The organism is Chloracidobacterium validum (assembly GCF_018304825.1).
Classification (GTDB): domain Bacteria; phylum Acidobacteriota; class Blastocatellia; order Chloracidobacteriales; family Chloracidobacteriaceae; genus Chloracidobacterium; species Chloracidobacterium validum.
The window spans coordinates 2,264,677-2,289,349 of the sequence record NZ_CP072648.1 but is presented as its reverse complement, the minus strand read 5'-3'; the positions used below and the strand labels follow the sequence as shown (position 1 = coordinate 2,289,349).

Genomic DNA, 24,673 nt, shown 5'->3' with positions numbered 1-24,673 from the left:
CAGTAGCATACGTCACAAGTTGCTGATGAACGAAGTCAAGTACGCGAGATTTCCAATCGGTGAGCGCATTTCGCCAAGACAACCATCATCGCCAAGCCGGAAGTAGCCGGTGGCTACGGGCTGCTGCTCGATGGCCTGTCGAATGGCCGGTTCTGTCAGGCGCAGCGGGGTGGCTTCGCCAGCGCGCGTCAGTTTGATGAGTGCCAGTGTCGCCTGGCTGAGGTCTTCCTGCGGGCAGGTGTGCCGATACAGAAAAGCGTCCGCCACTGGGGGAAAAGCCACGGGCGGCTGGGGCGGCTGCGCAAGAAAGCGTTCAAGCGTGGGGCGATTGCCAAGCAGGAGCCAGTTGTCGAGAAAGCAGGCTGCGCGCCCGTCCCGGTGGGTCGAAGCCGCTAGGGGAACATCCGAACCGGCCACATTCACGTTTGTGATGCTTGCGCCATCGGCCCGTAGATAGCGGTCGAGGGTCGGTAGGAGTCGGGCGCGCTCACGAACCGAAATGCCCCAAATGGTTTCCGTTTCTGCTTCGTCCCCAGGGTGAATAGCCAGCCACTGGTCGCCCAGGGCGTCGTCGAGTGGCTCGCGGGGGCGAATGCCATAGCGTTCGCGGAGGCCATCGAGGAGTTCGCGGCTGAGAAAGGCAACTGCCGCATTGCTGCGGGCCGCAAGTGCAGTTTGTACCCGATCAAGCGCCGTCAATGGGCGTGACCATCCAAAGCTGATGAGGCTACCCTGTTTGGGAAGAAAACGTTGAGGTGCGGATGCGCCAAGGGCTGGGCGCACATGTGGACGAAGCTCGGTCACAATACTCGGATGAAGGGCAAGGTAGTAGCGGTCCACAACCTGCCCTTCTTGAACATCAAGGCTGTAGCCTAAGCCATCCGAAAGCCCGGCCAGCATGGAAGCCAGGAGTGATTGTTCCTTGCCGTCCTGGGATACCACGTTGTTGTGGCCAAGGTTTCCTTGCCGTAGCCGCAATGCCGCCTCCAGTCCAGCCGGATTGACAAAAGCAAAGAGCAAGGCTTGGTCAGGGTGAATGGACTGACGGGCGCGCTTGAAGGCCGGCAGATCGGCAAGCGTGGCACGGCGGCCGTCGGTAGCCTCGAGGCAAGCTCGAATGGCGGCTTCGTCATTGGCCAGAAAGAGCAGGTCGCCGCGAGCTGCCGCCCAGAGCGAGGTTTCTGGGCGCTCTGGGTGGCGGAAGCGCATGAGCTGAACGGTTTGATCCGCTTGCTCTGGTGGCAGCGGCGCGCAACCAAAGAGCTTTCGCGCAATAAGCGGCAGCCGCTCCTGCCCAACTCGCAGGGTTTGTTCGGCAGAAAGCCCGGTGGCAAGACATACCGTGAGTTGGGGGGTCACATCAAGTGCCGCTCCAGGTGGCGTTTCTGCTTTGGCTGGGGTGGATGTCGTGTTCAGCGGGTCGCTGCTTGGTGATTCAGGCGCGGCAACTTCGGCCGTCAATCCAGTGATGATCAATCCCCAGCGCGCGCGCGCCAGTAGCTTGGCCTCCGCCGGTCCAACATCCAACCACGCTAGCACACGCGCACTGGTGAGAACGTCGTCGAACTGGCCTGGAACGCCAATCGCTGGCTTGATCGCTTTCCAAAACGAAAGGGTTTCAAGGCGACGAAGCGCGTTCGGCAACGAGTCGGTTTCAACGAATACCAACGCTTCGCGCGGACTGTAGCGGGCAAGGTCCGGTGGCACCGTCCGCGACCGCGGCCATACCCAGAGTAGTCCCCCAGCCAATACCAAGCCGAGGATGAGCCATCCAGTGCGTCGTGCGATGTGCGTGGTCGGCCGTGCGTTCACGTCTGCGAATGTAGTGAGTTTTGGAAGTTCGCGCAATGACCAGATTTAGGCCCCATGGATGACAGATGGCTGAAAACAGCTAGTTCACTGCTAGTGCCAGGATGCAATGGGCTGAACATGATTGAAAGTGCAGATGTTTGTCTTGTATTCACGCCACCAGCTCTGAAAAAGATGTTGACGTGCTTGGAGTGCGGTGATAACCATACAGCACGCAAAAGTACAGGGCAGTCGTCAATCAAGGGGCGTGCGTCGAATGGCTCCAAGATTTACATCGCTTGCACTGCGTGAGGGCGCGTTTTCCACAGCCAGGTTAACTTCTCCAGAAACGACGAGTGCGATGGAATGCACGGCGCGGTGATGCGAAAGGACTCGTTCGGATGGGATGGCGCCCAGACTGCTGCTGGCTGGGTCCACGACCTCCGATTCTTGGTGTGCGAATGTTCGTCTTGCCCGCTCTCGCCGTGTGTGCATCCCATTCTTGTTTGAAACGGAGGCGATAGGCTTGCCATGGGCCTGTTCGGTTTAAGCGGTTCCAAAACCGTTGTGGGCATTGACATTGGTTCGAGCGCGGTCAAGGCAGTTGAACTCAAACCTTTGAAGAATGGATTTGAGTTACTGGCAATCGGTCACGCGAACTTGATTCCTGACGCGATTGTGGACGGTCACATCATTGACCTCAATCACGTCAGCGATGCCATTGGTCGCCTTTTGGGAGAGCACAACATCAAGGCAAAAGATGTCAATACGTCGGTTTCTGGGCACTCTGTGATTGTCAAGAAAATCGAAGTTTCCTATATGACCGACGATGAGTTGGCGGAACGGATTCAATGGGAAGCCGACCAACACATCCCCTTTGATATTATGGATGTCAACTTGGATTATTCGGTGGTTGGACGCGATCCAGCCAGCGGTGTGATGCAAGTTTTACTGGTTGCCTGTAAGCGCGACAAGATTGCCCAGTACACGACCGTCATCTCTCAAGCTGGTCGCAATCCAGTGGTTATTGACGTAGATGCTTTTGCCCTGCAAAACGCTTATGAAGTCAACTACCAACCTATGCCTACGGCGACGGTAGCGCTTCTGGATGTCGGAGCGTGTGTGACCAGTATCAACATCGTTCGAGGTAGCAATTCGGTTTTCACCCGCGATATTTCGGCTGGTGGAAATCAATATACTGACTTACTTCAGAAGGAGCTCGGCTTGACGTTTGAACAAGCTGAAGCCTTGAAGCGCGGCGTGCCGACAGATAACGGCCTGCAGCCGAGTGATGCTCAATCGCTCATTGATTCTGTGACGGATATGATGGCGATGGAAGTTCAGAAAACGCTGGATTTCTGGCGTGCTGCTGGATCACCATCGGATGTCGCGCCGGTGGATCGGGTGTTGATCGCTGGGGGAAGTTCAAAAGTGTCTGGCTTGACATCAGCGTTTTCAGAGCGATTTGGTATTCCCGTAGAGCGTTTCAATGCCTTCAATCCATCCCGGATTATTGTGAATCCAAAAAAATTTGACGAAGAGTATATTCGTGAAATGTCACCTACGATGGCAGTTGCTGTCGGATTGGCAGCGCGTCAGCCCGGACAGTAACGAACAGTAATGCCGGTGTGGGCAACTTGGCTATTGGACATTTATCTTGTTTGCCTATACCACTCGTTGCACAGTCCTTGTGAGGAGAGCTGGTCAGTCGGTGGTCAAAGACAAACCTGTTGAAGCCGGCTGAGTAGCAACTTTGAATATGCCAAAAATCAATCTTGCCACGAGTGCCGTTAGTGAGCCGATACCGACAACTGCGCCTGCTCCAGTTCGTGGTACGGCTCAAATCATCTTACTTGTACTTGGAGCAATGGCGATCATCGTCTTCTATGTTGGTGACAGCTTTTACAGTGACAAGCTGGCGAAGGATGCCAAGGCTCACCTCGAACAAGCTAAAAAGCAAAAAGCTGAATTGGAACAGGTCAAGAAAGAGCGGGACGAATACGAGAAAAGAAAGAAGTTACTCGAAACCCGCCTTGAAATCATTAGGAAGCTTGATGCAGAGCGGCGTGGCCCAGTTGGCGTTATGTCTCAGGTCAACGCCCGCATTCCGGCTGGGGTGCGGTTAGACAGAATTCTCCTGCGCGGTAATTCAGTGACAATTGAAGGTGTGGTTGATCGGGCCGAGAAAGACCGCGAAAAGAAAAATCGGGACATCATCACCGAGTTTGCCCAGCAGCTCGAACTGCGCTCAAATGGACTCTTCACGAACGTCAATCCAACTTTCCAAGAAACTGGGCAAACGCTTCCAGACGCAACTGAGCAGCAGTCACTGAAGTTTACGATTGTGTGTGACTATAATCCCCCTCAGCCAGCCGCGCCGCCTGGTACGGCGCAGGCTGCGCAGGCTGGAAAATAGAGGAGGTCACGGCATGCTTGAGCGAGTTCCTTTGTGGGCCCAAATTCTTATTGTCATCGTTGGCGTTGGCGTCTTCTGCTTCCTCATTGATTTGTTGATGTTCAGTGACATACGGACGCAGGCGGAGCGCGACGAGAAAGAAGCCCAGAAAATAGATGTTGAAGTGCGTGAATTGGAAAATGTCCGCGTGCAACTCAATGATTACAAAAAGAAGATCGAAGAATACATGCGAGACCTGCAAGCCTATCGCGTCAATATTCCGGAAGAAGTGCGCTTATCGGAGACGCTCGCTCAACTTCAAAACATTGCGCGTTCACGTTCGGCGGTGGTCCGAGAGTTTCGCCCGGGTAATGTTCAGAAGCGAGACTTTTATTACGAGAAAACTGTCAATGTGAAAGCTGGCACAACCTACGATCAAATTGGGCAGCTCTTTGCCGATATTGCTGCCCTTCAGCGCATTGTCAAAGTTTCAGACGTCGAAATTCGTCAAGCCAGCGCTCAAACCCCGAAGTTAACCATCGAGGCAACCTACCAACTCACGACGTTTTTTGCTTCGGAGAAAGACATTCTCGGTGACGAGGGAGAACAAAAGTGACACCCTGCCAGCGTGATTCTGGACGGATCTCACTCCGTTGCGTCGTGCTTACGACTTCATTCCGCTGCCGACTGGTGCATCGCACTCGGAAGCGCCGAGCTAGAGGGAAGTAAGCTGGAATCGAGGACGATACCAATGAATGCCTATATTTTCAACCGCACCTGTCAATTATCTATACTCATTGGCGCGGCAGGGTTGCTAACGCCGATGGTCATTGTTCCTTCATGGGCACAGTCGCCGTCGGCAACTGCGCAGAAGGCGACGGCTGGATTGCCGCAAGCGCCCTCTGGTAGTCAGGGAGGGGCGGCCCCGGCAAAGGGTCCCACGGCCGACACGATCCCCATGACTTACACTGGCACGGGGAGGGATCCATTTCGGCGTCCATCCAACGACCCTTTCAGAGATAGTACCAAGATTCGTGAGCCGTTTCGTCCGCCGGTAACTGATTTGCCTTATCCTGACTTTCCGACCCGCGAGGCAAAGTGGCGTGAAATTCGGGACCGTCGTTTGGACCAGGGGCAGCCACCACCAGCGGAGTCGGAGAAATACCTAGTGGAAGAGTTACTCGTCATGGGCATTTACTCAACTGAGCGTGGACTGGGCGCGTTGCTCAAGGAGCGTCGTTCGGGGACGACCGTGTTCGTGCGTGAGGGATCAAAGTTTTGGAATGGCTCGGTTATCAGTATCCAGCGTACGCCGCGTTCATTTGGTGTGTCAGATACCCAAGTTGTGGGGCGCATAACTTGTTCGGAAATCATTGTTCGGAGCAATGGACAGCTCGTCACCAAGCAGCGCTTCTTGGATTATGTTCCAAAAGCTCCGCCCGGGGGGGCGCCGACGGCGGGTCAGTAGCGAAAAGAGACCAGTTTTTTGGGCCGGCTGGCACGCGGCTGGTGACTGGCTTTTCGGGAAGGCAGTCTTCCGGCTCAACATAAAGTTCATCAAGTGATTTGGTCAGGTTTAGATTCTCTAGGTCAATAGTGAATGCTTCATCGGAGGAGAGCTATGAAATCCCTGCCGAAACGCTCATATGTCAGCGTGGCACTCGTCCTGCTCTGTGGATTCGGGTTGTGTGAGGCAAGGCCAATCCGGGGCCTTGCGGCTGCGCCGGAAACCGTCATCGTCTCGACGCTGGATGTACGCTCTGATTCGCCGTCCGTAACACGTGTCCAGTTACAGAGCACGGCTCGTCTTGATTATAATGTGTCAAAGCCTGAACCACACTTGGTTTCCATTGACCTGTACGGCGCGGACACATCGGCATTACAGCCTGAATACCGTGCTGAACAGGGACTGGTTGCTTCAGTTGTCGTCAAATCTGGATTGATTGGACAGGCCACGTCGCGGCTTGAGATTACCTTGCGTGAGCCTTGTGAAGTGCGCTCCTACTTGCGCAATGACGCCAGATCGCTCGTGATCGAGTTTGAACCGGCGACGAAGGCCCCTGCGGCTGGGGTTTTTGCTGGAGAGGGCGGCGTTCAACCCAAGGCAAGCCCATCTTCTGAGTCCGTCGTTGCTGGCCCGCCGGCGGCGCGCGAAGCCTTGCCATCTGTGGTTCAACCAGTAACCTTTAGCCGGACAGGCGCATCCCGCGCAACGAAGTCAACGAACGCCAAGTTGCCGTCTCTCAAATCCGTGACCTTGGCCAAGTTGGATGATGCAACAATTGCCGAGTTGGGACTCACGGCCAGGCCAAAGTACAATCATTTTGTCCTGCAGAATCCTTCTCGATTGGTGATAGACCTTTTTGATGCAGCCGCAGCAGTTGAAAAACGGACAATCTCTGGCGACGACAGCCTCGTGTCCAGAGTCAGGGTCGGCGAACCAGACGGGCGTACCACTCGGGTCGTTTTCGACTTGAGGCAGTCGGTACCATATACCGTGAGTGAGTCGGAGTCCGGTTTGGTCGTGCGTTTCGCCGGGTCACCAGCCCGCGCATCGGTCGGCGCAGCCGTCGCCAGTGAGCCTGGAGCGTCGACGTCGTCTAGTTCGGCCATGCCGGCTGCAAATGGGGTGGTTACGGATGCTTCGGTTGAAAAGTCCGTCGGCACACCCACACTGCAGCCGACAGCATCAGCTTCACCGGCTTCCAAAGCAGATGCTTCGGAAGCACCGACGCCAAAGCGCCTGACAAGCGCGCGTCCAGAGCCGGCGGCGCTGACGGTTCCGCCAGCACGTAGTGCGAGCGCTGGTGCTAGTACCGAAACATCGGCAAAAGAGAAAGCCGCAAAGGTCAAGCCAACATCTGAAGCGGCTTCGTCCGCGCCGGCGCATGCCCCGTCGCCCACGACAGGACGGCGACCGCAAGGGGGGCGTGGCGCGCAGTTTGGTGACCCGTCCTATCAAGGCGATCCGGTGAGTCTGGATATTACCAATGTTGATCTCTCCGACATTCTCCGGTTTATTTCTGATAACTATGATGTGAACTTTGTTCTCGACAAATCAGTTGGCAAGGTTCCGGTAACCCTCAAGGTCAACCAGGTGCCCTGGACACAAGTGCTTGAATCCATCCTGCGCGCAAACCAGCTTACGTATCGCCGTGAGGGGATGATCGTGCGAGTGGCGACGGTGGCGGCTATCACGGCTGAGGAGCAAAATCGCCGAAACCAGCGCCTTCAAGAGATTTACAGCGCTCCGACCGTGACCGAATACTTCAAGCTGAAGTACGAACGTGTTGATCAAAATGCTGCTCAGCAGCAGGCAGCGGGTGGGGTTGCACTCCAAAGTCCTTCAGGGCAGCCGCTTGGTGGTTTGCTGGGTGGGATTGGGTTTGTCTCGATTGTTCAGCAGTCACTTTCTCCGGCTGGGCGGATTTCGATCAATCCACGAACCAACACGGTGATTATCACGGATATTCCTTCCTCCCTAGAGCAAGTTCGGGATGTCATTGCCCGCCTCGATGTGCCAGAACCTCAAGTTGAGATTGAAGCCCGGATTGTGTTTGCTTCACGTAACTTCTCACGTGAGCTAGGTGTTCAACTCTTTGCGGCTGCTACAACCCGTCAGGGACGAGCGGCCGCGTTCTCAACTTCAGCCGGAACGTTTTTGGACACTGCTGCAGAGGGTGGAGGAACTGGGGCATCACTGGCGCCGGGGCTTCTCATTGGCCCCGTTGCAGCACCAGGCATTTCCGGCGGCGGCTCGTCCGTCCTAGGCCTGACAACCGGGCCGATTGGAACGGCGTTACTAGCTGCCACCCTAACGGCTAACGAACAGAAAGGGGTAGCCAAGGCCATTGCCGCGCCGCGCGTCACCGTCCTCAACAACGCTCAAGCCACGATTGCCTCTGGAACACAGATTCCCTTCATTGCTACGGCCGGCGTTGGGGTGGCGCAGACGGTTACATTTGTCAATGCAACGATTGGCCTGAACATTACGCCTCAGATCACGACGGAGGGGAATGTGCTTCTGAACGTATCTGTGACGAATGATGCTCCAGGACAGGTTATCAATGGGTTCACAAGTATCAGCCGCCGCTCGGCAACAACCCAGGTGATTGTCCCCGATGGTGGTACGACGATCATCGGTGGCGTGCTCAATGATACGGAAACGACAAATGTCTTCCGAACGCCAGGCATCTCCAGCTTGCCGTTGTTGGGTGAACTTTTCAAGCGGCGGGAGTTGTCACGTTCAACTGGTGAGCTCCTGTTCTTTATTACCCCCCGTATTGGGCGTGGCGAAAACATTCTCTCTGGTGGTGAACCACCAGTCTCTCCCCAGCCCGCCACCAGTGGAGGGCAGCCGTGACGTTTTCAGAGCTGCTCAAGGGTATCCTGGAGCGGGTCGAGGGCAGCATCGGTATTGCCATTATGGGACTTGACGGCTTAGCTATCGAACAAGCCCAAGTCCCATCGAAAATGGAACTCGGTGAGCATGTTGCACTGATTGCCACGTCACACGCGACCCTGTTGCGTAACACGATGCGAATGTCATCCGACACGGGCGTAGGCCTGTTGAATGAACTAACACTGGTGTCGGATGACTTCCGGCTTGTGGTGCGCTTGATTGGACGCGAGTACTTCATCATCCTCACGCTTGGGCCGGGCGGTAACATTGGGCGCGCGCGATTTGAATTACGCAAAGCCCATCTGCTACTTGAAAAAGAGTTTGTTTAGGTGATGAGCTTCGGGCAGTTCGTCACAAGCCTTCGCGTGGCGGAGGCTTTTTTGTTGTCGGTTCACGCTGGAGGTCGGGGGAATGACCAGCACCATTGCAGGGAGCGCGCACACGCCAAAGGAGATCCCGCCACATTTCAAACCGCTTGGTCAGACCGGGCTGTGGTGTCATCCATTAGGCTTCGGCTGCTATCGCATCGAAGAAGACGATCCAACCCATGAGGCAGCGCTGCGTGCTTATCTGGCGCAAGGCGGGAATTTGATTGACACCAGTGCCAACTACACTGACGGTGGGTCTGAACGCACCGTCGGACGTGTTCTCCGCGACATTGATCGCGCTTCTGTTATCATCGTCACAAAAGGTGGGTACATCCAGGGCGACAACATGCGCTTGGCCCAGCGTCGCCACTTTCCCGAAGTAGTCAAGTACGGCCCAGGTCTTTGGCACTGCATCCACCCAGACTTTCTGGCAACCCAGATTGAACGCAGCCGGGAGCGCCTAGGTGTCGCCACGCTGGATGTCTTTTTGCTCCATAATCCCGAATACTTTCTCAACGCTCGTGCCAAGCATGGCGTCACGGACGCCGATCACGATGAGTTCTACCGCCGCATTCGTGAAGCCTTTGTCTTTCTCGAAGCGCAGGTTGCTGCCGGTACGCTTCGTTTCTACGGCATTTCCTCAAACAACTTTCCGCTACCACAGCGCGACCCAACCCACACCAGTCTTGCGCGCTGTTTGGCCCAGGCGGAGTCCATCACGCCGCATCACCACTTCAAGGTGGTGCAATTTCCACTCAACCTGTTTGAGACCGGGGCCGTGACAGAAATCAATAATGCCGGTTTGACACCACTTGCATTGTGTACGGCAAAGGGCATCGGCACGCTGGCCAACCGGCCCCTCAATGCCTTTACACAGCAGCGCATGGTACGGTTGGCCGACTTCCTGCCCCCAGGCAGCCGACCATCGCTCGACGCCTTGGCGGCGGCGTTGTCACCACTGCGTGAGCACGAGACGCGGCTGACGGCTGATTTCAAGCTGCCGCTCATGGGCGAAGGTGGCTTAACCGATTGGCTGCTTCAGCTTGCGCCACGGCTTGACTCCCCGTTTGCCTGGGAGCAGAACGCCTACCGGCTGGTCGTCCTGCCGGTTCGCCGATGGCTGGAGCAGCTTACGCCACCAGCACCTCCCCATGCGGTGGCTTTCACTGCCTGGCAGGAACAGTTTATGGCGTTGGCCAATGCTGCGCTGGCGTCAGTAGCCGAGTTTGCCGCAGCACAGGCCCAGCACCAGTCGGACGCCGTGCGGAAGCAGCTCTCTAGCGCTGGCTATGAAAGCCGGGAGCAATCCCTCAGCCAAATGGCCATCAATACGTTGCGCAGCCTGCCGGAGTTGAGTTGTGTGCTCGTTGGCATGCGCCGGCCCCAGTACGTGGCCGATGCCTGTCAGGTACTGAACTGCCCGCCGGTCGATGGGGTCTCCATCTTGCGATATTTCGCCAATCGTGCGCCCAGCGCTGACTAAAGCGCTGACTAAGCTGGCGTGCCACTGATGTACGTTGGCGCGGTTACCGCGTTGTATTCCGTACTCTTTTTCGACAGGCGGGTGAAGAAACCGGCCGCCCCACCGCCCAACACAAACACGCCATAGTTAGGCAACCAGCCTTCATTGTCAGCTTGAACCTCGAAGAAACGCTGCGCCACGAAGTGTTCTGGCAGGGCCAGTTCGATGGCTTTCTCCCACACTTCCGGCGTGACAAAGGGGCCGCAAACCGTTTCCGCGCCCTCGCAGCCGTAGTCACTTTTGAGAACCCACTGCTCGCGCTCATCACATAGCCGGTCAAGCGAAATTTGGGTCAAACGATAGGTTTCAGGGATGAAGCGGCGAATGAGCTGCTGGGCTTCGGGTGTGAAGCGCTCCATTTCTTCCCAGAAGAACGCCAATGAAAGCTTGTTTTGGGTCACAACCGCGCCGAATGGGTTGACGACCGTCACCTGTTCCTGCACATCGGCATCTAGCAGGGCCAACAGCGGCTCGGTGAGTGGTTCATCGTCAGGGTAGCCCTCGGCATCTGCCCAAACCGGCAGGCGCTCCCCCCACCAGTCCGTTTTGTAATGGCGCAGAATTAAGTCCACCGGCTGGCCCAGCAAAGCGACACCGGTTGGTGTTCGACAGAGATTGTAGGGTGAGCCAGTGACGACGTGTATCCCTTCAGCTTCCAGCCACCGTGAGAAGGCGGCGATCATGCAGAGGTCTTCTGTCAACTCGGTCGGATAGACAATCCCGACCTTGGTCAGTGGCGTGTCCGTGCGTTTGGCGTGGCTTTCACGCAGCAGTTCAAGAAATCGCGCCGGAAAGTTCAGATTTGGGTCAAGACAGCCGGGGTGGGCAGCTTGGCGGAGGTGGTTGAGCCAGACGGCCTCGGGTTGGCCCGAGGGCGTATCGCTGTTGAGTTCACAGCACTGGATGCGTCCATCGGCGCACAGGAACAGGTCAGCCCGCGCCATGCCATGCCACATCCCTCCAGCCGCCTGCCACATCATGCGCTGGAAGGGGGTGAGCTGATAAAACGATGCGATGAACTCTGGCTTATCCAGCAAGATTTCAACCAGCGCCTGGTGAAGGTAGGTCACAGCTTCAGCCGCCTCGGCCAACTGGTTGGCAAGGGACGGTGAGATGATGGCTCCCTGCAACCGAAAACGCGGCTCGCCCCACAACCATGGGTCGGAGAGCACACCGGTCGCATAGACAGCGTGGGCAAAGTCGGCATAGTCATCCATGTGGGTTTCATCCCATGACGCAGAAAGGTTCGGTTGCGTCAAATGATACCCTAGCGCGCAAATCGGCGGGCCACGTCGTCAATGATGTCCGGGGTGACTTCTCGAATCCGGCGCTGAATGGCTTCCCGCTCGGCTTCGATCCGCAGTTTTTTACTGGCGGAAATGCGCACAAAGAACGGCACTTTTTTCAGGACGACATTCATGCGTTCGATGGCGTCGGGATTCCAGATGATTTCGGCATCTGGAACGGCCATGGTCGTTTCCTGCGCCTGTTTGCGTTCGAGTCCTTCCACGGGCAGGTGGCGGAACAAAATCTCAAACAAGAAGTTGCTGATTTCCTGCGCCAGATAGACCACCCCGGCGTAACCCATGAACGGCGTTCCGGTTGACCGCCGAACCACAGGCCCCGGAAAAGACGCCGGAATGTAACCGGTGAGCAGTTCAAGCTCACTGATGTAGATTTTCTCGTTAATCGAGCCAAACAGCAGCATCGGTGGGTCATCGAGGAGCGTCTGCCGAACGTCAATCGCGCTGTAAGCAAACGGCCCGGATTTCGCCTGACGCGAGGCCACGAGCGTCGGACGCATGCCAAATTCATCCTGCAGCACACGCCGGATCCCTTGGGTATAGGTTTCGCCCGCGGCAACGCCGAAGCTCGATGTGCCAAAGAAATCCTGGTGCGGGCTGCGCCAGAGGTCCCAGAAAGCCCGGAGCGTAGTTTGTTTTTCCTGCTGAATGAAGGCTTCGGCTTGCGTCGGCAGACCGAGCATCCGGCCAAGTTCACGCACGAACTCGGTCGTGTCGTGAATGCCAAATGGGGCATAGAGATAGGGCTTGCCCAGGCGCGCGGCGAGGTTCGCCCCAAACTCCTGGTACATGACGACACAGGCGTCGCAGGCGTCCAGGGTTGCTAGGTCAGCGATCCGCGACCGAAGTGGCATGACGCATCCGACCTCCGCCCCGATGCCACGGATGAGCCGCTCAATCTCGGCCAGATCGGCATAGCCGTTGAAACAGCCATAGGTTGGGCCAATGATGGTCACGCGCGGCTTTGTCCGGTTCTCGGCGGCCTGCCGTAAGGCTCTTGCGTCATGACCAGAAGATGTCAGCAGCCATTCGCGCTGTTCATAGAGGTAAAGCAGCGCGGCATCGCGCCCTTGCCATTCGTCGTCTTGCAGCGCCCGACTCTCAAAGTGGGCGACGGACCCGGCAACGCTTGAACCGGACTCAAAGCCATCGGTGCTGATGAGTTCGCTTTCCTGTGTCGTCAAGACAACTGTGGCGCGGCGCTGGTGGTTGAGCGTGGAGCGTCCATCAAGGGCCGTGCGCAAAATGGGATTCGTGCCGTCGAGCGTCACTTCGCGTTCGGTGAAATCAGTTGAAATGACGTTCGGCAGGTTCGGAATCGTGTCGGTGTAGTTGAGAATCGAGGTGATCGGCAACGTGTAGCATCCCACCGGACCGTTGATGACAACCTGCAAGTCAGGCAAGCACCCAAACGTAAACAACGCCCCCCAAAACGCATTGCTGGTGTCCACGTCACGTTTGACGTTGAGGGTGAGTCCGGCGCGTAGGGCCGTTTGGGTGAGCTGTTCGACTTCTTGTGAGAGTGGCATAGGATGAGACGCTCCCGATCAGGCGAGAAAGGTGAGAAGACCAGCGCGGCACGGATGCCGGCGTCAAAACAAGGGGCTGGGGAACGTCGCCCATGGGAAAAACACTTCAGGGTGAAGACCATCGCCTTCACCCTTACTTTCAACTTACCATGTGAGTGCGATTTTCAAACACTCTGGATCACGCAAGGCAACGCCATAGGCCCGAACCGGATCGCTGGCCGGTAACTGGTGCGTGAGGAGCTGCCGGAGGGCGTCGTCCTGCGCGGCGAGGAACCGGCAAGTTGCGGCTATGTCTTGCGCATCCCATTCACCGGCAATGTCAAGCCGAATTTCTTTGATGAAGGCTGGACCGAAAGCAAACCGAATGTCTTCGTAAAAGCCGAGTGAGCGCAGATGTCCGTGTTTTTTGAGGGCGCGCACGGCTGTGTCGAAGCAGGCCACGTTGCCGGTTGCTTCGACGACGACATCAAAGCTATCAGACGGGATGTCGCTCTCCTGATTGACAACAATGAAGTGGTCAGCTTCGCCCAGTCCGACGCGAAAGGGAATCGTATCGGCAACGGTAACTTCTGCGCCGGCTTCAGTGAGCATCCGGGCCGCCAGTTGTCCGACGATACCTTGACCGAGGACCAGAACCGAGGGCTGGTTGCCGGCGGGTACCAAATCGCGCACGCCGTGGTGAGCCGTGGCCCCAAGTGCCAACAGGAGCGCGGTTTCATCCGAGATGCCGTCCGGCACTTTGATCGGGCGCTGAACCTCACTGATGGATTCCGAGACCTGGCCGCCGAAAACGGAAAAAAAGCCTTCGTAGCGAACCGTGCCGGGGAGAAACACGCGGTCGCCCACCTTGAACTGCGCCGGGTCAACATCTGCCCCGACTTCGACGACTTCGCCGACGTTTTCATACCCTGGGATAAGCGGATAGCGCAGTTGTGGCATCCCCGGCAGTCGTCCTTCGAGTGTCATGCGCTCTGTCCCGGCGCTGATGGAGGTGAGTTTGGTGGCAACCCGTACCGAAGTTGGGGTCATAGGCGGTAAGGCAATGGATTGCCATCCAATTTCGTGCGGGGCGTGAAAAACAATGGCGTTCATAAACGCAGTGACCTTTCAAGTGAGAGAACGTCAACCAAGCCGGGTCGCTTACCGGATGACCACGTTGACCAGCCGCTTGGGAACGACGATGACCTTGGCGATGGTCTTGTCCGCCGTCAACGCTTGAATCTTGGCGTCGGCCAGTGCGGCGGCTTCCAAGTCCGCATCCGAACTATCTGCCGCCACCAAGACCTTGCTTTTGAGCTTGCCGTTGACCTGCACCGGAATTTCCAACTGTGGTTCGCGGGCAAGGTCGGGATCAGGGTCCATCCAGTTGGCTTCGGCAAGCGAGGTTTCGTGCCCAAGGGCTTGCCAAAGCGCTTCGGCCGTGTGCGGGGCCAGCGGGGCCAGCATGGTGGTGAGGGCTTCGAGGCCTTCCCGCATGGTCTGGACATCGGTGACGGCGGTCGTGTCCCCAACGGCGGTGTCAAAGTCATAGAGCGCATTGGTCAGTTCCATGCAGGTGGCTACCACGACGTTGAGGCGGAGCCCGTTTTCAAACGCATCAGTCGCCCGCGCCAGCGCCTGGTGTGTAGCGCGCCGCGCGGCTTCTGCCGCCGGTGAGGTCGTTTCGGGCAGACCAGTCACGGCGCGGCACCGGTCGTGCCACCGGTGCGCCAACCGCCAGACACGAGCCAGATACCGCATCGCGCCTTCGGCGGCCGGATAGTCGTCTTCGCCGTGCTCATCCGTAATCCGTTTCCAATCTACTTCCCGTTCGGGCGGGGCCGCAAATAGGATGGATAGCCGGGTGGCGTCCGCGCCATAGCGCCGGATCATCTCGTCTGGGTCCACGATATTGCCCAGCGACTTTGACATTTTCGCGCCATTGAGAATGACCATGCCCTGGGTGAGAAGCCGTTTGACCGGCTCGCCAAAATCAACCAACCCAATGTCGCGCATCATCATTGTCCACGCCCGCGTGTAAATCAGGTGCATGACGGCGTGCTCATCGCCGCCGATGTAAAAATCCACCGGTGTCCAGCGGTGGACGACCTCCCGATTAAATGGTCGCTCGGCATTGCGCGGGTCGCAGTAGCGGAAGTAGTACCAGTTGGAGTCCACGAACGTGTCCATGGTATCGGTGTCGCGTCGGGCCGGCGCGCCGCAGTTGGGACAAGTGACCTTGGTGAAGGTTGGATGCGTGGCCAAGGGCGCGCCGGTAGAAAAATCCAAGTCGGGTGGCAACAGAACCGGCAGGTTTTCTTCAGCTTCCGGGGAAATCGTGCCACAGGCCTCACAGTGAATCATGGGGATCGGGGTTCCCCAGGCGCGTTGCCGCGAGATGCCCCAATCGCGCAGCCGGTAGGTTGTTGTGCGTTTTCCAAAGCCCTGCGCTTCAGCCTGCCGGGCCATGCCGCTGCGCGCCTCATCCGAAGAAAGACCCGAAAACGGGCCACAGTCGGCGCCGAGTTGCCCTTCATCCAGAAACGGCAACGACGAGATGCGCAGCGTCGTTTTCGGATCGCTCGGCACGACATCCCAGATGACCCGCCGAATGGGCAGGCCGTACTTGCGCGAAAACTCGAAGTCACGTTCGTCATGCGCCGGAACGCTCATCAGCGCACCCGTGCCGTACTGCGCCAGGACAAAGTTGGCTGTCCAGACGGGCAAGCGCTCCGCATTGAATGGATTGATGGCATAAAGGCCCGTATCCACCCCTTCTTTTTCCCGTGACTCCGTCCGCTCGCGGAGCGACTGAGAGGTGATGTGGGTGACAAAGGCTTCAACCTGATCGCGCACCGGCGACAGTTCGAGCAACTGTGGCATGAGGCCATGCTCTGGGGCGACGATAACCGCGTTGGCGCCGTAAATGGTATCCAGGCGAGTCGTAAAAATGCGCAGTTTGAGCGTTGGGTCATCAGCCAGCGTAAAATCAATCTCCGCGCCTTCGCTGCGGCCAATCCAATCTTGCTGGCGTTTGAGAACGTGTCCGGGCCAGCCATCCCGGAGGCTACCTTCAATGCCGGCCAGGAGTTCCTCGGCGTAGTGCGTTTGGCGAACGAACCACTGTTCAAGCTCGCGTTGCTCAACCGGCGTGTCTTCGTGTCGCCAGCAGAAGCCGCCTTCAGCCTGTTCGTTGGCAAGGCTCGTGTTGCACTTCGGACACCAGTTGACAACGGATCGCTTGCGATAGACCAGCCCCCGTTTGAAGAGCTGGATGAACATCCACTGGTTCCACCGGTAGTAATCGGGGTGGCAGGTGGCAATTTCACGTCCCCAGTCGTAGCTGAACCCCATCCGCTGGAGTTGAGCGCGCATGGTGGCGATGTTTTGGAACGTCCATTCGTCGGGGCGCGCGCCATGTTTGATGGCCGCATTTTCAGCCGGCAACCCAAAGGCATCCCAGCCCATCGGGTGCAGCACGTCATAGCCCCGCAGGCGCTTATACCAGGCGACGGCGTCGCCAATGCTGTAGTTGCGAACGTGACCCAAGTGAATGCGCCCTGACGGATAGGGAAGCATTTCCAGCATGTAGTAACGCGGCCGTGAGCCATCGTCACGAACCTTGAAGGTCTGTCGTTCCTGCCAAATCCGTTGCCATTGTTCTTCGATGACGTGCGGTTGGTACTTCTCGTGCATAGAAAATAAAGCTGCCCACGGCAGAGGCCCGTCCCTGCCTGTGGCTGGAGGTGGTGTTTCAGCGACGAAGGATGACCAAAAGCCGCGCCTACGTAAAGCGGGTGGCGACTTTCCAGCGGAAGGACCTCCAGCTTTCACAAAATGGACACCGCCGCCGCCATCCAAAACCGCATCGAGCCGTTTGGGGGGCTTTACCTAGGCTTGCCGCACATTGACAAGCGTCCTTGTCAGCTTATAATCCTGTGCTTTTGCATTTCCGTCGAATGCTCATCAACGTGCTCTTGAAAGGCGATCAAGCTTATGCCAAATCCGAAACGACGCCATTCTTCATCGCGGCGCGGTAAACGTCGCGCTCATGATGCATTAGTCAATCCGACCATCGTCCGCTGTCAAAACTGTGGCGCACCCCGCCTACCGCATCGCGTGTGCGGTGAATGTGGTTATTACCGTGGTCGCCAGGTGATCGTTGTGCGTCAAAAGGGCGCCGAAGAATAGGAACTGGTTCTGAACGTTGGTGAAACCGGTGAGCGGCCGGGTTGGTTGCCACGTACCCGGCAATCTGACATGACCTCAATGCTGCAAATTGCTCTCGATGCCATGGGTGGGGACTCCGCGCCGGTTCCAGAAGTTGAAGGCGCGCTCATGGCGGCCCGTGACTTGGGCGTGAAAGTGCTGCTTGCCGGTCGCCCGGAGCGGCTGCAAGTCGCGCTTCAGGAAGCCGGCTGGACGACCGAACCCATCGAAATTCTCCCCGCTAGCGAAGTTGTTGCCATGGATGAGACGGCGACGCGCGCCGTTCGCACCAAGCGTGACTCCTCCCTGCGCGTTGGCCTGGAAGCTCTCAAGCAAGGCCGGGCCGTGGGCTTCGTCAGCGCCGGGAACACTGGCGCAGTGGTTGCGGCGGCAACACTCTGGTTAGGCACCATCCCCGGCATTGCGCGTCCGGCGCTGGCGACGGTCCTCCCGACCCTCAACGGCCGCGGCACGCTCTTGCTCGATATTGGCGCCAATGCCGATTGCAAGCCGGCGATGCTGGATCAGTTCGCCGTCATGGGGGCTACCTATGCCGAACGCATCCTGGGGGTTGCCCGCCCCCAGGTCGGGCTCCTCTCCATCGGAGAAGAAAGCGTCAAGGGCAATGAGCTGACCCGTGAAACCCATGCGTTGCTGCGTCAACACGCCGCGCACCGTCCGTTTGACTTCGTGGGCAACGTCGAGGGCAAGGACGTGTATGCCGGTGTGGTGGATGTCATCGTGTGTGATGGCTTTACTGGCAATGTCGTGCTCAAGGTGAGCGAAGGGCTGGCAACGACGCTGCTGACGCTGCTTCAGCAGGCGTTCGGTTCGGCGGCGGGTGCCCGCGACGCGCTGAGTGGGTTGCAGCAGGTGCGCGCGCGGTTTGACTATGCGGAGTATGGCGGTGCGCCACTCCTTGGCATTCGGCAGCCAGTCATCATTGGTCACGGTCGCTCGACGCCCCAGGCGATTTGTAACGCCATCCGGGTGGCGCGGGATGCGCACCTGCGCCACCTCAACCATCAAATCGCGGCCGATCCGGCGGTGGTGGCAATGCTCCAGACACCACATCGCAATGGAGCGACCGCAAGCATACCTAGCTTGGCATGACTTCTCATCGTCCTTCGCTGTCGGTTGGCGATCAAGCCCCGACATTCACCCTCCCGGATGCCAATGGGCAGGCTGTCAGCCTGACGGACTTTGCCGGACAGCGGGTCATCCTCTATTTCTACCCGCGTGACAACACGCCGGGTTGCACCAAAGAGGCCTGTGCCTTCAACGCGGTGCGCGACAAGCTGGCGGCGCTCAGGGCGCAAGTGATTGGGATTAGTCCCGACAGTGTGGCTTCCCACGGGAAATTCGCCGCGAAGTTTGGACTCGACTTTCCCCTATTGTCCGATCCCGACCACATTGTGGCCGAGCAGTACGGCGTATGGCAGGAGAAAAAAAACTACGGCAAGACCTATTTCGGCATCGTCCGCGCGACCTTCATCATCAACGAGCAGGGGCGAATCGCGCGCATCTTTCCCAAGGTCAAGGTTGAGGGGCATGATGCGCAAGTGCTCCAGGCGCTCGCCGAACTAGACGCCTGACCAGCCTGCCGCGTATATCCGATTGGTTTTTTGGAGGTTGCCATGGCTTGCCGAACTGCACTCTGGTGGCTCGTGCTGGGGGGGCTGCCAGCGGTGGTTACTGCCCAGGGGATTCCGCTGCCGCCGTCGTCCGCCACCAGCGAGCGCACGGCTGAAGTGCGCAAGTTTGCCGATCCCGAGGCCGGCTTTGAGCTGGAACTGCTACCCGGCTGGCGTTCGGAAAACGCCATCGAGAATGATGGGCGGCGGGTGCTTGAAATCATTTACCGCGACCGCAGCCAGGCATTGCTCAAGGTGAAGCGTGAAACCATACCGGCAGACTGTGCCGACGAACCGGCCCGCTGCCTGGCCGACCGTGAAGCCGAAACCTCCCTTCAGTTTCGGCCGGACTTTCAGTTGAAAAAGCGAGAGCGTTTTTCAACGGCGATTGCGCGTGGAACGCTCCTGACCTTTACCTTCCGCCGGGTCGGGAAGCCTATGACCGGGCGTTACTATTTTTTGCAGACAGACGATCAAACAATCTGGGTCCTGCGCTTCGAGGGAGAAACTCGCTTCCACGATACACTGCGTTACCAGACGGATCGGCTGGCCTATTCATTTCGGCCGCTTCCTTGAGCGCATCCAACCTGAACCTGCCCGACCGTGTATCTGAAAACGTTCTTTGAGCGCGACAGAGCCGGGATTTTCAGCAAGATGACGGTCACCATCCTGCCCCCTGCGAGTCCGCGCCGCGCCGTCGGGATGGCTGCTTGGTCTGGCTTTTCTGCGGAGTTGCCCAAACCTTGGCGAACGAAACGGTAGGCGCTTCACCCACCCTGTTGAGAACCCTGCGCGCCCGCCTGTCAGCGGCGCCGGGTCCGGTTTCCCTAACGACGCTGGGGCGTGAGCTGCTCAAAGCGCCGCAGGCATCACCGGAGCTTGTCCGCCGGATACTGCTGCCGTTCCTTGAGCAGATTCCAGAAGCCATTTTGGGTGATGACAACTGTATCCGCTGGCAAGCCTATCTGGCGCACCCCACGCCTGATTGGCCCCAGTTGCTTCTGGAGAGTCGCTTTGCCGTCATTGATGTGGAAACGACCGGCCGTAGTTCCCGGCACGGACGGATTACTGAAGTCGCCTGTGTCCTGATCGAACGCGGTGAGATGACGGACACCTTCACCAGTTTGGTCAATCCAGGCGAGCCAATCCCGCCGCTCATCACGGCGCTGACTGGCATTAGTGACGCCATGGTGGCCGATGCCCCGCCGTTTGCGGCAATTGCCCCGCAGCTTCGCGCGCGTCTCGTCCAGACGGTCGTCGTTGCCCATAATGCCAGCTTTGATCGGCGCTTTCTGACGGCCGAGCTGACGCGGGCTGACGAAACCTTCGTTTGGGAGGCTCCGACGCTGTGTACGGTTCAGCTCGCGCGCCGCCTCGTCCCCGGACTGGATAGCTACCGCCTCGATTGCGTGACTGACCACTTCCGCATCTCCAACCCAGCCCGTCACCGCGCATCGGGAGACGCGCTTGCAACCGCCCAGCTTTTCCTGCGATTGTTGAACCGGCTCGTCGCCGAAGGTATCACAACGGTTGAAGCGGCAACTGCCCTCATGGCAAAACGACAGCGGTCAAACCAGCGACGACTTCGGCTTCCCAACGAGGATGAATCACTATGAATGACGCGCGCGATAACTTTGAACATCTCGATACGACAGATGATCTAGCCGAGCGTGAAGCGACGCACTACTTCCAAACGGCTTATCAGCGTCAGATGGAAGGCAAGCTCGACGAAGCCATCTTGCTCTATGAACGTTCGATTGCACTCCACCCAACGGCTGAAGCCCACACCTTTCTTGGTTGGACGTACAGCTTCCTGGGCGATCTCGACCGCGCCATTGCTGAATGCCTCCGGGCGATTGAACTCGATCCAGACTTTGGCAATCCCTACAACGACATTGGGGCCTATCTCATCGAGCGTGACGACCCCCTTTCATCCACGCTTTGGTTGCAGCGTGCCATGAAGGCCAAGCGCTACGAATGCTATTTCTACCCGCATTTCAACTATGGCCGGGTGCTGGAATTCCAGGGACGGTGGTTGGACGCCATGCGCGAATACACGACGGCATTGGCGTATAATCCAGACTATGCAGCCGCCAAGAAGGCCATCCGCAACCTTCAATGCCGGCTCAACTAACGCCGGTTTCGTAACCGCGACTTCCTTGGCCGGGGTGCCGACTCCGTGATGCGCGCCAAGGCAGGGCGGCAACCGTCGCGCTACTTGTCATGGTCGTTGTTCTTTCCTTTCTCAAGCGCATGGCGATAGTCGTGCCGGTGATGTGGGCGGTCGTGACACTGGTGTTTGTGCTGATTCACCTGGTGCCCGGCGATCCTGTCGTGATGTACCTTGGCGACAGCGCCCGCCCAGAAGAAATTCAGGCACTGCGTCACAAGCACGGCCTCGATTTGCCGCTTTGGCAGCAGTATTACCGGCTCTGGTTTGGCGCACCAACGACCGATGGCGCAGACAAACACCGTGGCATCCTGCGGGGTGATTTGGGTGAGACGTTCGGTGGCAAAAATGTCATGCGTGAGTTGCTGAAACGTTACCCGACGACGCTCAAGCTGGCGGGCGCGGCGATGCTGGTCGCGGTCATCATTGCCGTACCACTGGGGATTGCGGCGGCCGTTGCGCGTGGACGCTGGCTGGATACATCCATCTCAGTTGTGTCGCTGGGCGGCATTGCGCTTCCCAACTTTGTGATTGGGCCGCTGTCCATTCTCGTTTTTGCGGTTTATCTGGATTGGCTGCCGGTTTCAGGGAGTGATGGTTTCGAGCATTTCATCTTGCCGGCGACAACGCTTGGCCTGGCCATGGCCGCCATTTTGACGCGCCTGGTGCGCTCCAGCGTCATCGAGGAGTTAGGCGAGGATTACGTGCGGACGGCACGCGCCAAAGGGCTTCCAGAACGGGTCGTGCTGTTCAAGCACGTTCTCAAAAACAGCCTCATTCCGGTCGTCACCATCATTGGGCTACAGTTTGGCATCATCCTCACCGGAGCCATCGTCACCGAAACCATCTTCTCGATGCCGGGCGTCGGAGACCTCACGGTGCGGGCCATCAATGAGCGCGAGTATAATCAGGTTCAGGCCAACTTGCTTGCCATCGCGTTGACGTATGTCACGGTCAACACCTTGACCGACCTGCTCTACCGGTTTCTTGACCCACGGATTGCCATGGACCGATAATCTGCCGGTTTCTTTTGAGGAGTTTGTCCTGTGGAAGATGAAAGCCCATCCCGCCTGCGCAGTGATAGCGCACGCCGCCCGGCATCCGGTGAGGTGGCGCGGTCGAATCGCTCCGGCTTAGCGCCGGTGATGCCCCCAGCGGAGACGACTTCGCCGCCATCCGACCTCGAAACACCCATGTCAAGCCGTATCCGCCGTCTGCGAGAGTCGCGGAGTCCTGAAGCCTTTCAAGAGCCGGCGCCAATCCCAGAGTTCAATCAACCATTCGATATTCCCAAGCCATCCTTCTGGGAGCGCATCAAGCGCTTCTTTGGTGGCTAGCCATCAATCAACCCATCAGCGCACAATATCTTGAACACAACGGAGCAAGTTATGGGTAAACTCGACGGGAAGGTTGCGGTCGTGACGGGCGCGGCCAGCGGCATTGGTGAGGCGACGGCCCGGCTGTTTCATGCCGAAGGCGCGGCCGTCGTTTTGAGTGACATTCAGGATGAGCGCGGTCGGGAGATCGCGGCCGAACTTGGCGAGCGCGCCATCTACAAGCGAGCTGATGTCACCCGCGAGGACGATATTGCCGCACTCGTGGATGTTGCCGTTGCTGAGTTTGGCGTACTCGACATCATGTATAACAACGCCGGGGCGCAGGGTGTTTCGGGTCCGATTGCTGAAACCCCATCGGAAGGCTTTGACCAGACGATAGCCCTGCTTCTGCGGAGCGTTTTTCTGGGTATGAAGCATGCCGCGCGGGTGATGCTGCCACGCCGCGCTGGGAGCATCGTGAGCACCGCCAGCGTAGCCGGGCTGCGCACCGGCCACGCGCCGCACATCTACAGTGCGTGCAAAGCGGCCGTCATCCACCTGACCCATTCCGTCGCCATGGAATTGGGCGAGCAGGGCATCCGGGTCAACTGCGTTTGTCCGGGCTTCATTGCCACCGGCATTTTCGGCAATGCTTTTGGACTTCCACCAGAGGTGGCGCGCGCGCTTGCGCCACTGATGGCCCCAATGCAAGTCAACGCGCAGCCACTTCGTCACGCCGGCCAACCCGTGGACATCGCGCAGGCTGTGCTCTGGCTAGCCAGCGACGATGCGCGATTCGTCAATGGGCATGCGCTTGTCGTGGATGGCGGACTCATTGCCGGCCGGTCTTGGACTGAATATCAGCACCTACGCGAATCTCTAACCAGAGGCATCCAGGCAGCTTTGGGGCAATCCTGAGTGCGTACTAGGTGATGCTGGGGCTGACTCGTCTGTGGTTCGGCCCGTACCTTGCCGTCAACCTTTGGTTTCGGTCACACTGGTTGGTGTTGGCGTCTGTGCCAGAGGTTGTTTTTGGGGGAAACTGCCGCTGTGTCTGCACCTGTCGTAACTGCGCCACCCCGCCGCTTGACGGTTGAAGAGTTTCTCACCTACGGTCAGGACGACGACCGCCGTTATGAACTCGTCCGCGGCATCCCCGTTGAAATGCCTCCACCGAGCGAACGACATCAACTCATCATCACGGCCCTGCTTCATCTCTTCAACCGCGCGATTGCCGAGCGGGGACTACTGTACGAAGCCGTACAACTCGGGTTGCAGACGGAAGTGGATACCATACGAATACCTGACGTGCTGGTGTATCAGAAACTGGCAGATGCAAGTGCCGGGTTGGATGCTCGGAGTGGGATCGTGTGGCTGGCGCAGGATACGGCGGTGGTAGCGGTGGAAGTAGTGAGCACGAATCGGCGGGACGACTACGTGGTAAAGCTGGAGGAGTATGCGCGGCGTGGGCTTGGGGAGTACGTGATTGTGGACGTGGGGAAAGAGCAGGTGGTCGTGCATCGGCGTCCGGTGGTAGAGGATGGGAAGTACGGGGAGGTGAGGGTTTATCGGCGGGGCGAGGCATTTGGGTTAGAGGGGTTGGGGGGCGCGACGTTTGAGGTTGAGCCGCTGTTGGGAGGGGGGACGGCGAGTAAGCTGGTCCGTGCGGAGGTGGAGCGGTTATGGGCAGAGGAGGCAGCGCGCTTGGAAGCGGAGTCTCGTGCCGAAGCCGAGCGCCGGGCAAAGCTTGAGGCTGAAGCCCGCGCTGAAGCCGAGCGCCAGGCAAAGCTTGAAGCTGAAGCCCGCGCTGAAGCCGAGCGCCAGGCAAAGCTTGAAGCTGAAGCGCGTGCCGAAGCCGAGCGCCAGGCAAAGCTTGAAGCTGAAGCGCGTGCCGAAGCTGAACGCCAAGCAAAAGAGGCGGAACAGCAAGCCCGTTTGGAAGCTGAAGCCCGCGCTGAAGCGGAACGCCAGGCTCGCACCCAACTTGAGGCTGAACTCGCTCGCCTGCGCGCTCAGTAGCTGCCTGCGTACAAGGCGATAATTGAGCAGCGATGGAA

Annotated in this window: 22 protein-coding genes; 17 read left to right on the top strand and 5 right to left on the bottom strand. The window is 58.2% G+C overall.

Annotation, left to right across the window (positions count from 1 at the left end):
* Positions 1 to 12: 12 nt before the first annotated feature.
* Positions 13 to 1,707 carry a hypothetical protein gene (locus tag J8C06_RS09600; RefSeq protein ID WP_211428482.1) on the bottom strand — a complete coding sequence of 565 codons (1,695 nt, stop codon included), beginning with the start codon at positions 1,705 to 1,707 and terminating at the stop codon, positions 13 to 15.
* Positions 1,708 to 2,319: 612 nt separating this feature from the next.
* Between J8C06_RS09600 and pilM the strand changes: the two genes are divergently transcribed.
* From pilM to J8C06_RS09565, 7 genes are all read left to right on the top strand, one after another.
* Positions 2,320 to 3,399, top strand: a complete 1,080-nt coding sequence (gene pilM / locus J8C06_RS09595) for a type IV pilus assembly protein PilM (RefSeq protein WP_211428481.1) — start codon at positions 2,320 to 2,322, stop codon at positions 3,397 to 3,399.
* Positions 3,400 to 3,547: 148 nt separating this feature from the next.
* Positions 3,548 to 4,204, top strand: coding sequence for a PilN domain-containing protein (locus tag J8C06_RS09590; protein WP_211428480.1), 657 nt, complete (start codon positions 3,548 to 3,550; stop codon positions 4,202 to 4,204).
* 13 nt (positions 4,205 to 4,217) lie between these two features.
* Positions 4,218 to 4,799, top strand: coding sequence for a type IV pilus inner membrane component PilO (locus J8C06_RS09585; protein ID WP_211428479.1), 582 nt, complete (start codon positions 4,218 to 4,220; stop codon positions 4,797 to 4,799).
* Positions 4,800 to 4,934: 135 nt separating this feature from the next.
* Positions 4,935 to 5,651 carry a hypothetical protein gene (locus J8C06_RS09580; RefSeq protein WP_211428478.1) on the top strand — a complete coding sequence of 239 codons (717 nt, stop codon included), beginning with the start codon at positions 4,935 to 4,937 and terminating at the stop codon, positions 5,649 to 5,651.
* Positions 5,652 to 5,804: 153 nt separating this feature from the next.
* Complete coding sequence (pilQ, locus tag J8C06_RS09575; protein ID WP_211428477.1) at positions 5,805 to 8,546, top strand: type IV pilus secretin family protein; 2,742 nt, start codon at positions 5,805 to 5,807, stop codon at positions 8,544 to 8,546.
* Positions 8,543 to 8,914 carry a roadblock/LC7 domain-containing protein gene (locus J8C06_RS09570; RefSeq protein WP_211428476.1) on the top strand — a complete coding sequence of 124 codons (372 nt, stop codon included), beginning with the start codon at positions 8,543 to 8,545 and terminating at the stop codon, positions 8,912 to 8,914. Before pilQ ends, J8C06_RS09570 begins: the two co-directional genes overlap by 4 nt.
* Positions 8,915 to 8,996: 82 nt before the next feature.
* Complete coding sequence (locus J8C06_RS09565) at positions 8,997 to 10,436, top strand: aldo/keto reductase (protein WP_211428475.1); 1,440 nt, start codon at positions 8,997 to 8,999, stop codon at positions 10,434 to 10,436.
* A gap of 8 nt (positions 10,437 to 10,444) precedes the next feature.
* Here J8C06_RS09565 and J8C06_RS09560 read toward each other — a convergent pair whose 3' ends face one another.
* From J8C06_RS09560 to leuS, 4 genes are all read right to left on the bottom strand, one after another.
* Complete coding sequence (locus J8C06_RS09560) at positions 10,445 to 11,692, bottom strand: glutathionylspermidine synthase family protein (protein ID WP_211428474.1); 1,248 nt, start codon at positions 11,690 to 11,692, stop codon at positions 10,445 to 10,447.
* 50 nt (positions 11,693 to 11,742) lie between these two features.
* Positions 11,743 to 13,308 (bottom strand): nitrogenase component 1, encoded by a 1,566-nt coding sequence (locus J8C06_RS09555; protein WP_211428473.1) that lies wholly within the window; start codon positions 13,306 to 13,308, stop codon positions 11,743 to 11,745.
* Between the two features lie 144 nt (positions 13,309 to 13,452).
* Complete coding sequence (locus J8C06_RS09550) at positions 13,453 to 14,400, bottom strand: zinc-binding dehydrogenase (RefSeq protein ID WP_211428472.1); 948 nt, start codon at positions 14,398 to 14,400, stop codon at positions 13,453 to 13,455.
* A gap of 48 nt (positions 14,401 to 14,448) precedes the next feature.
* The gene (leuS, locus tag J8C06_RS09545) at positions 14,449 to 16,983 is read right to left on the bottom strand and encodes a leucine--tRNA ligase (RefSeq protein ID WP_211428471.1); all 2,535 of its coding nucleotides are present in this window, start codon (positions 16,981 to 16,983) and stop codon (positions 14,449 to 14,451) included.
* 300 nt (positions 16,984 to 17,283) lie between these two features.
* Here leuS and rpmF point away from each other — a divergent pair, with 300 nt between their 5' ends.
* The 10 genes from rpmF (at position 17,284) to J8C06_RS09495 (ending at position 24,635) form a co-directional block, all read left to right on the top strand.
* A complete protein-coding gene (gene rpmF / locus J8C06_RS09540) occupies positions 17,284 to 17,478 on the top strand; it encodes a 50S ribosomal protein L32 (RefSeq protein WP_211428470.1) in 195 nt (64 codons plus the stop codon).
* A 78-nt stretch (positions 17,479 to 17,556) separates the two neighbouring features.
* A complete protein-coding gene (gene plsX / locus J8C06_RS09535; protein WP_246602024.1) occupies positions 17,557 to 18,609 on the top strand; it encodes a phosphate acyltransferase PlsX in 1,053 nt (350 codons plus the stop codon).
* On the top strand, positions 18,606 to 19,091 hold the full coding sequence (gene bcp / locus J8C06_RS09530) for a thioredoxin-dependent thiol peroxidase (protein WP_211428468.1): 486 nt from the start codon (positions 18,606 to 18,608) through the stop codon (positions 19,089 to 19,091). Before plsX ends, bcp begins: the two co-directional genes overlap by 4 nt.
* 42 nt (positions 19,092 to 19,133) lie before the next feature.
* On the top strand, positions 19,134 to 19,706 hold the full coding sequence (locus tag J8C06_RS09525) for a hypothetical protein (protein ID WP_211428467.1): 573 nt from the start codon (positions 19,134 to 19,136) through the stop codon (positions 19,704 to 19,706).
* 167 nt (positions 19,707 to 19,873) lie between these two features.
* Positions 19,874 to 20,746, top strand: a complete 873-nt coding sequence (locus J8C06_RS09520; protein ID WP_211428466.1) for a 3'-5' exonuclease — start codon at positions 19,874 to 19,876, stop codon at positions 20,744 to 20,746.
* The gene (locus tag J8C06_RS09515; protein ID WP_211428465.1) at positions 20,743 to 21,264 is read left to right on the top strand and encodes a tetratricopeptide repeat protein; all 522 of its coding nucleotides are present in this window, start codon (positions 20,743 to 20,745) and stop codon (positions 21,262 to 21,264) included. Before J8C06_RS09520 ends, J8C06_RS09515 begins: the two co-directional genes overlap by 4 nt.
* Before the next feature lie 89 nt (positions 21,265 to 21,353).
* Entirely contained in the window at positions 21,354 to 22,316 is a 963-nt protein-coding gene (locus J8C06_RS09510; RefSeq protein ID WP_211428464.1) for an ABC transporter permease, read from the top strand.
* Positions 22,317 to 22,346: 30 nt separating this feature from the next.
* Positions 22,347 to 22,637, top strand: a complete 291-nt coding sequence (locus tag J8C06_RS09505) for a hypothetical protein (RefSeq protein ID WP_211428463.1) — start codon at positions 22,347 to 22,349, stop codon at positions 22,635 to 22,637.
* A gap of 51 nt (positions 22,638 to 22,688) precedes the next feature.
* Positions 22,689 to 23,534 carry a glucose 1-dehydrogenase gene (locus J8C06_RS09500; RefSeq protein WP_211428462.1) on the top strand — a complete coding sequence of 282 codons (846 nt, stop codon included), beginning with the start codon at positions 22,689 to 22,691 and terminating at the stop codon, positions 23,532 to 23,534.
* A gap of 132 nt (positions 23,535 to 23,666) precedes the next feature.
* On the top strand, positions 23,667 to 24,635 hold the full coding sequence (locus J8C06_RS09495; RefSeq protein ID WP_211428461.1) for a Uma2 family endonuclease: 969 nt from the start codon (positions 23,667 to 23,669) through the stop codon (positions 24,633 to 24,635).
* Positions 24,636 to 24,673: the final 38 nt, after the last annotated feature.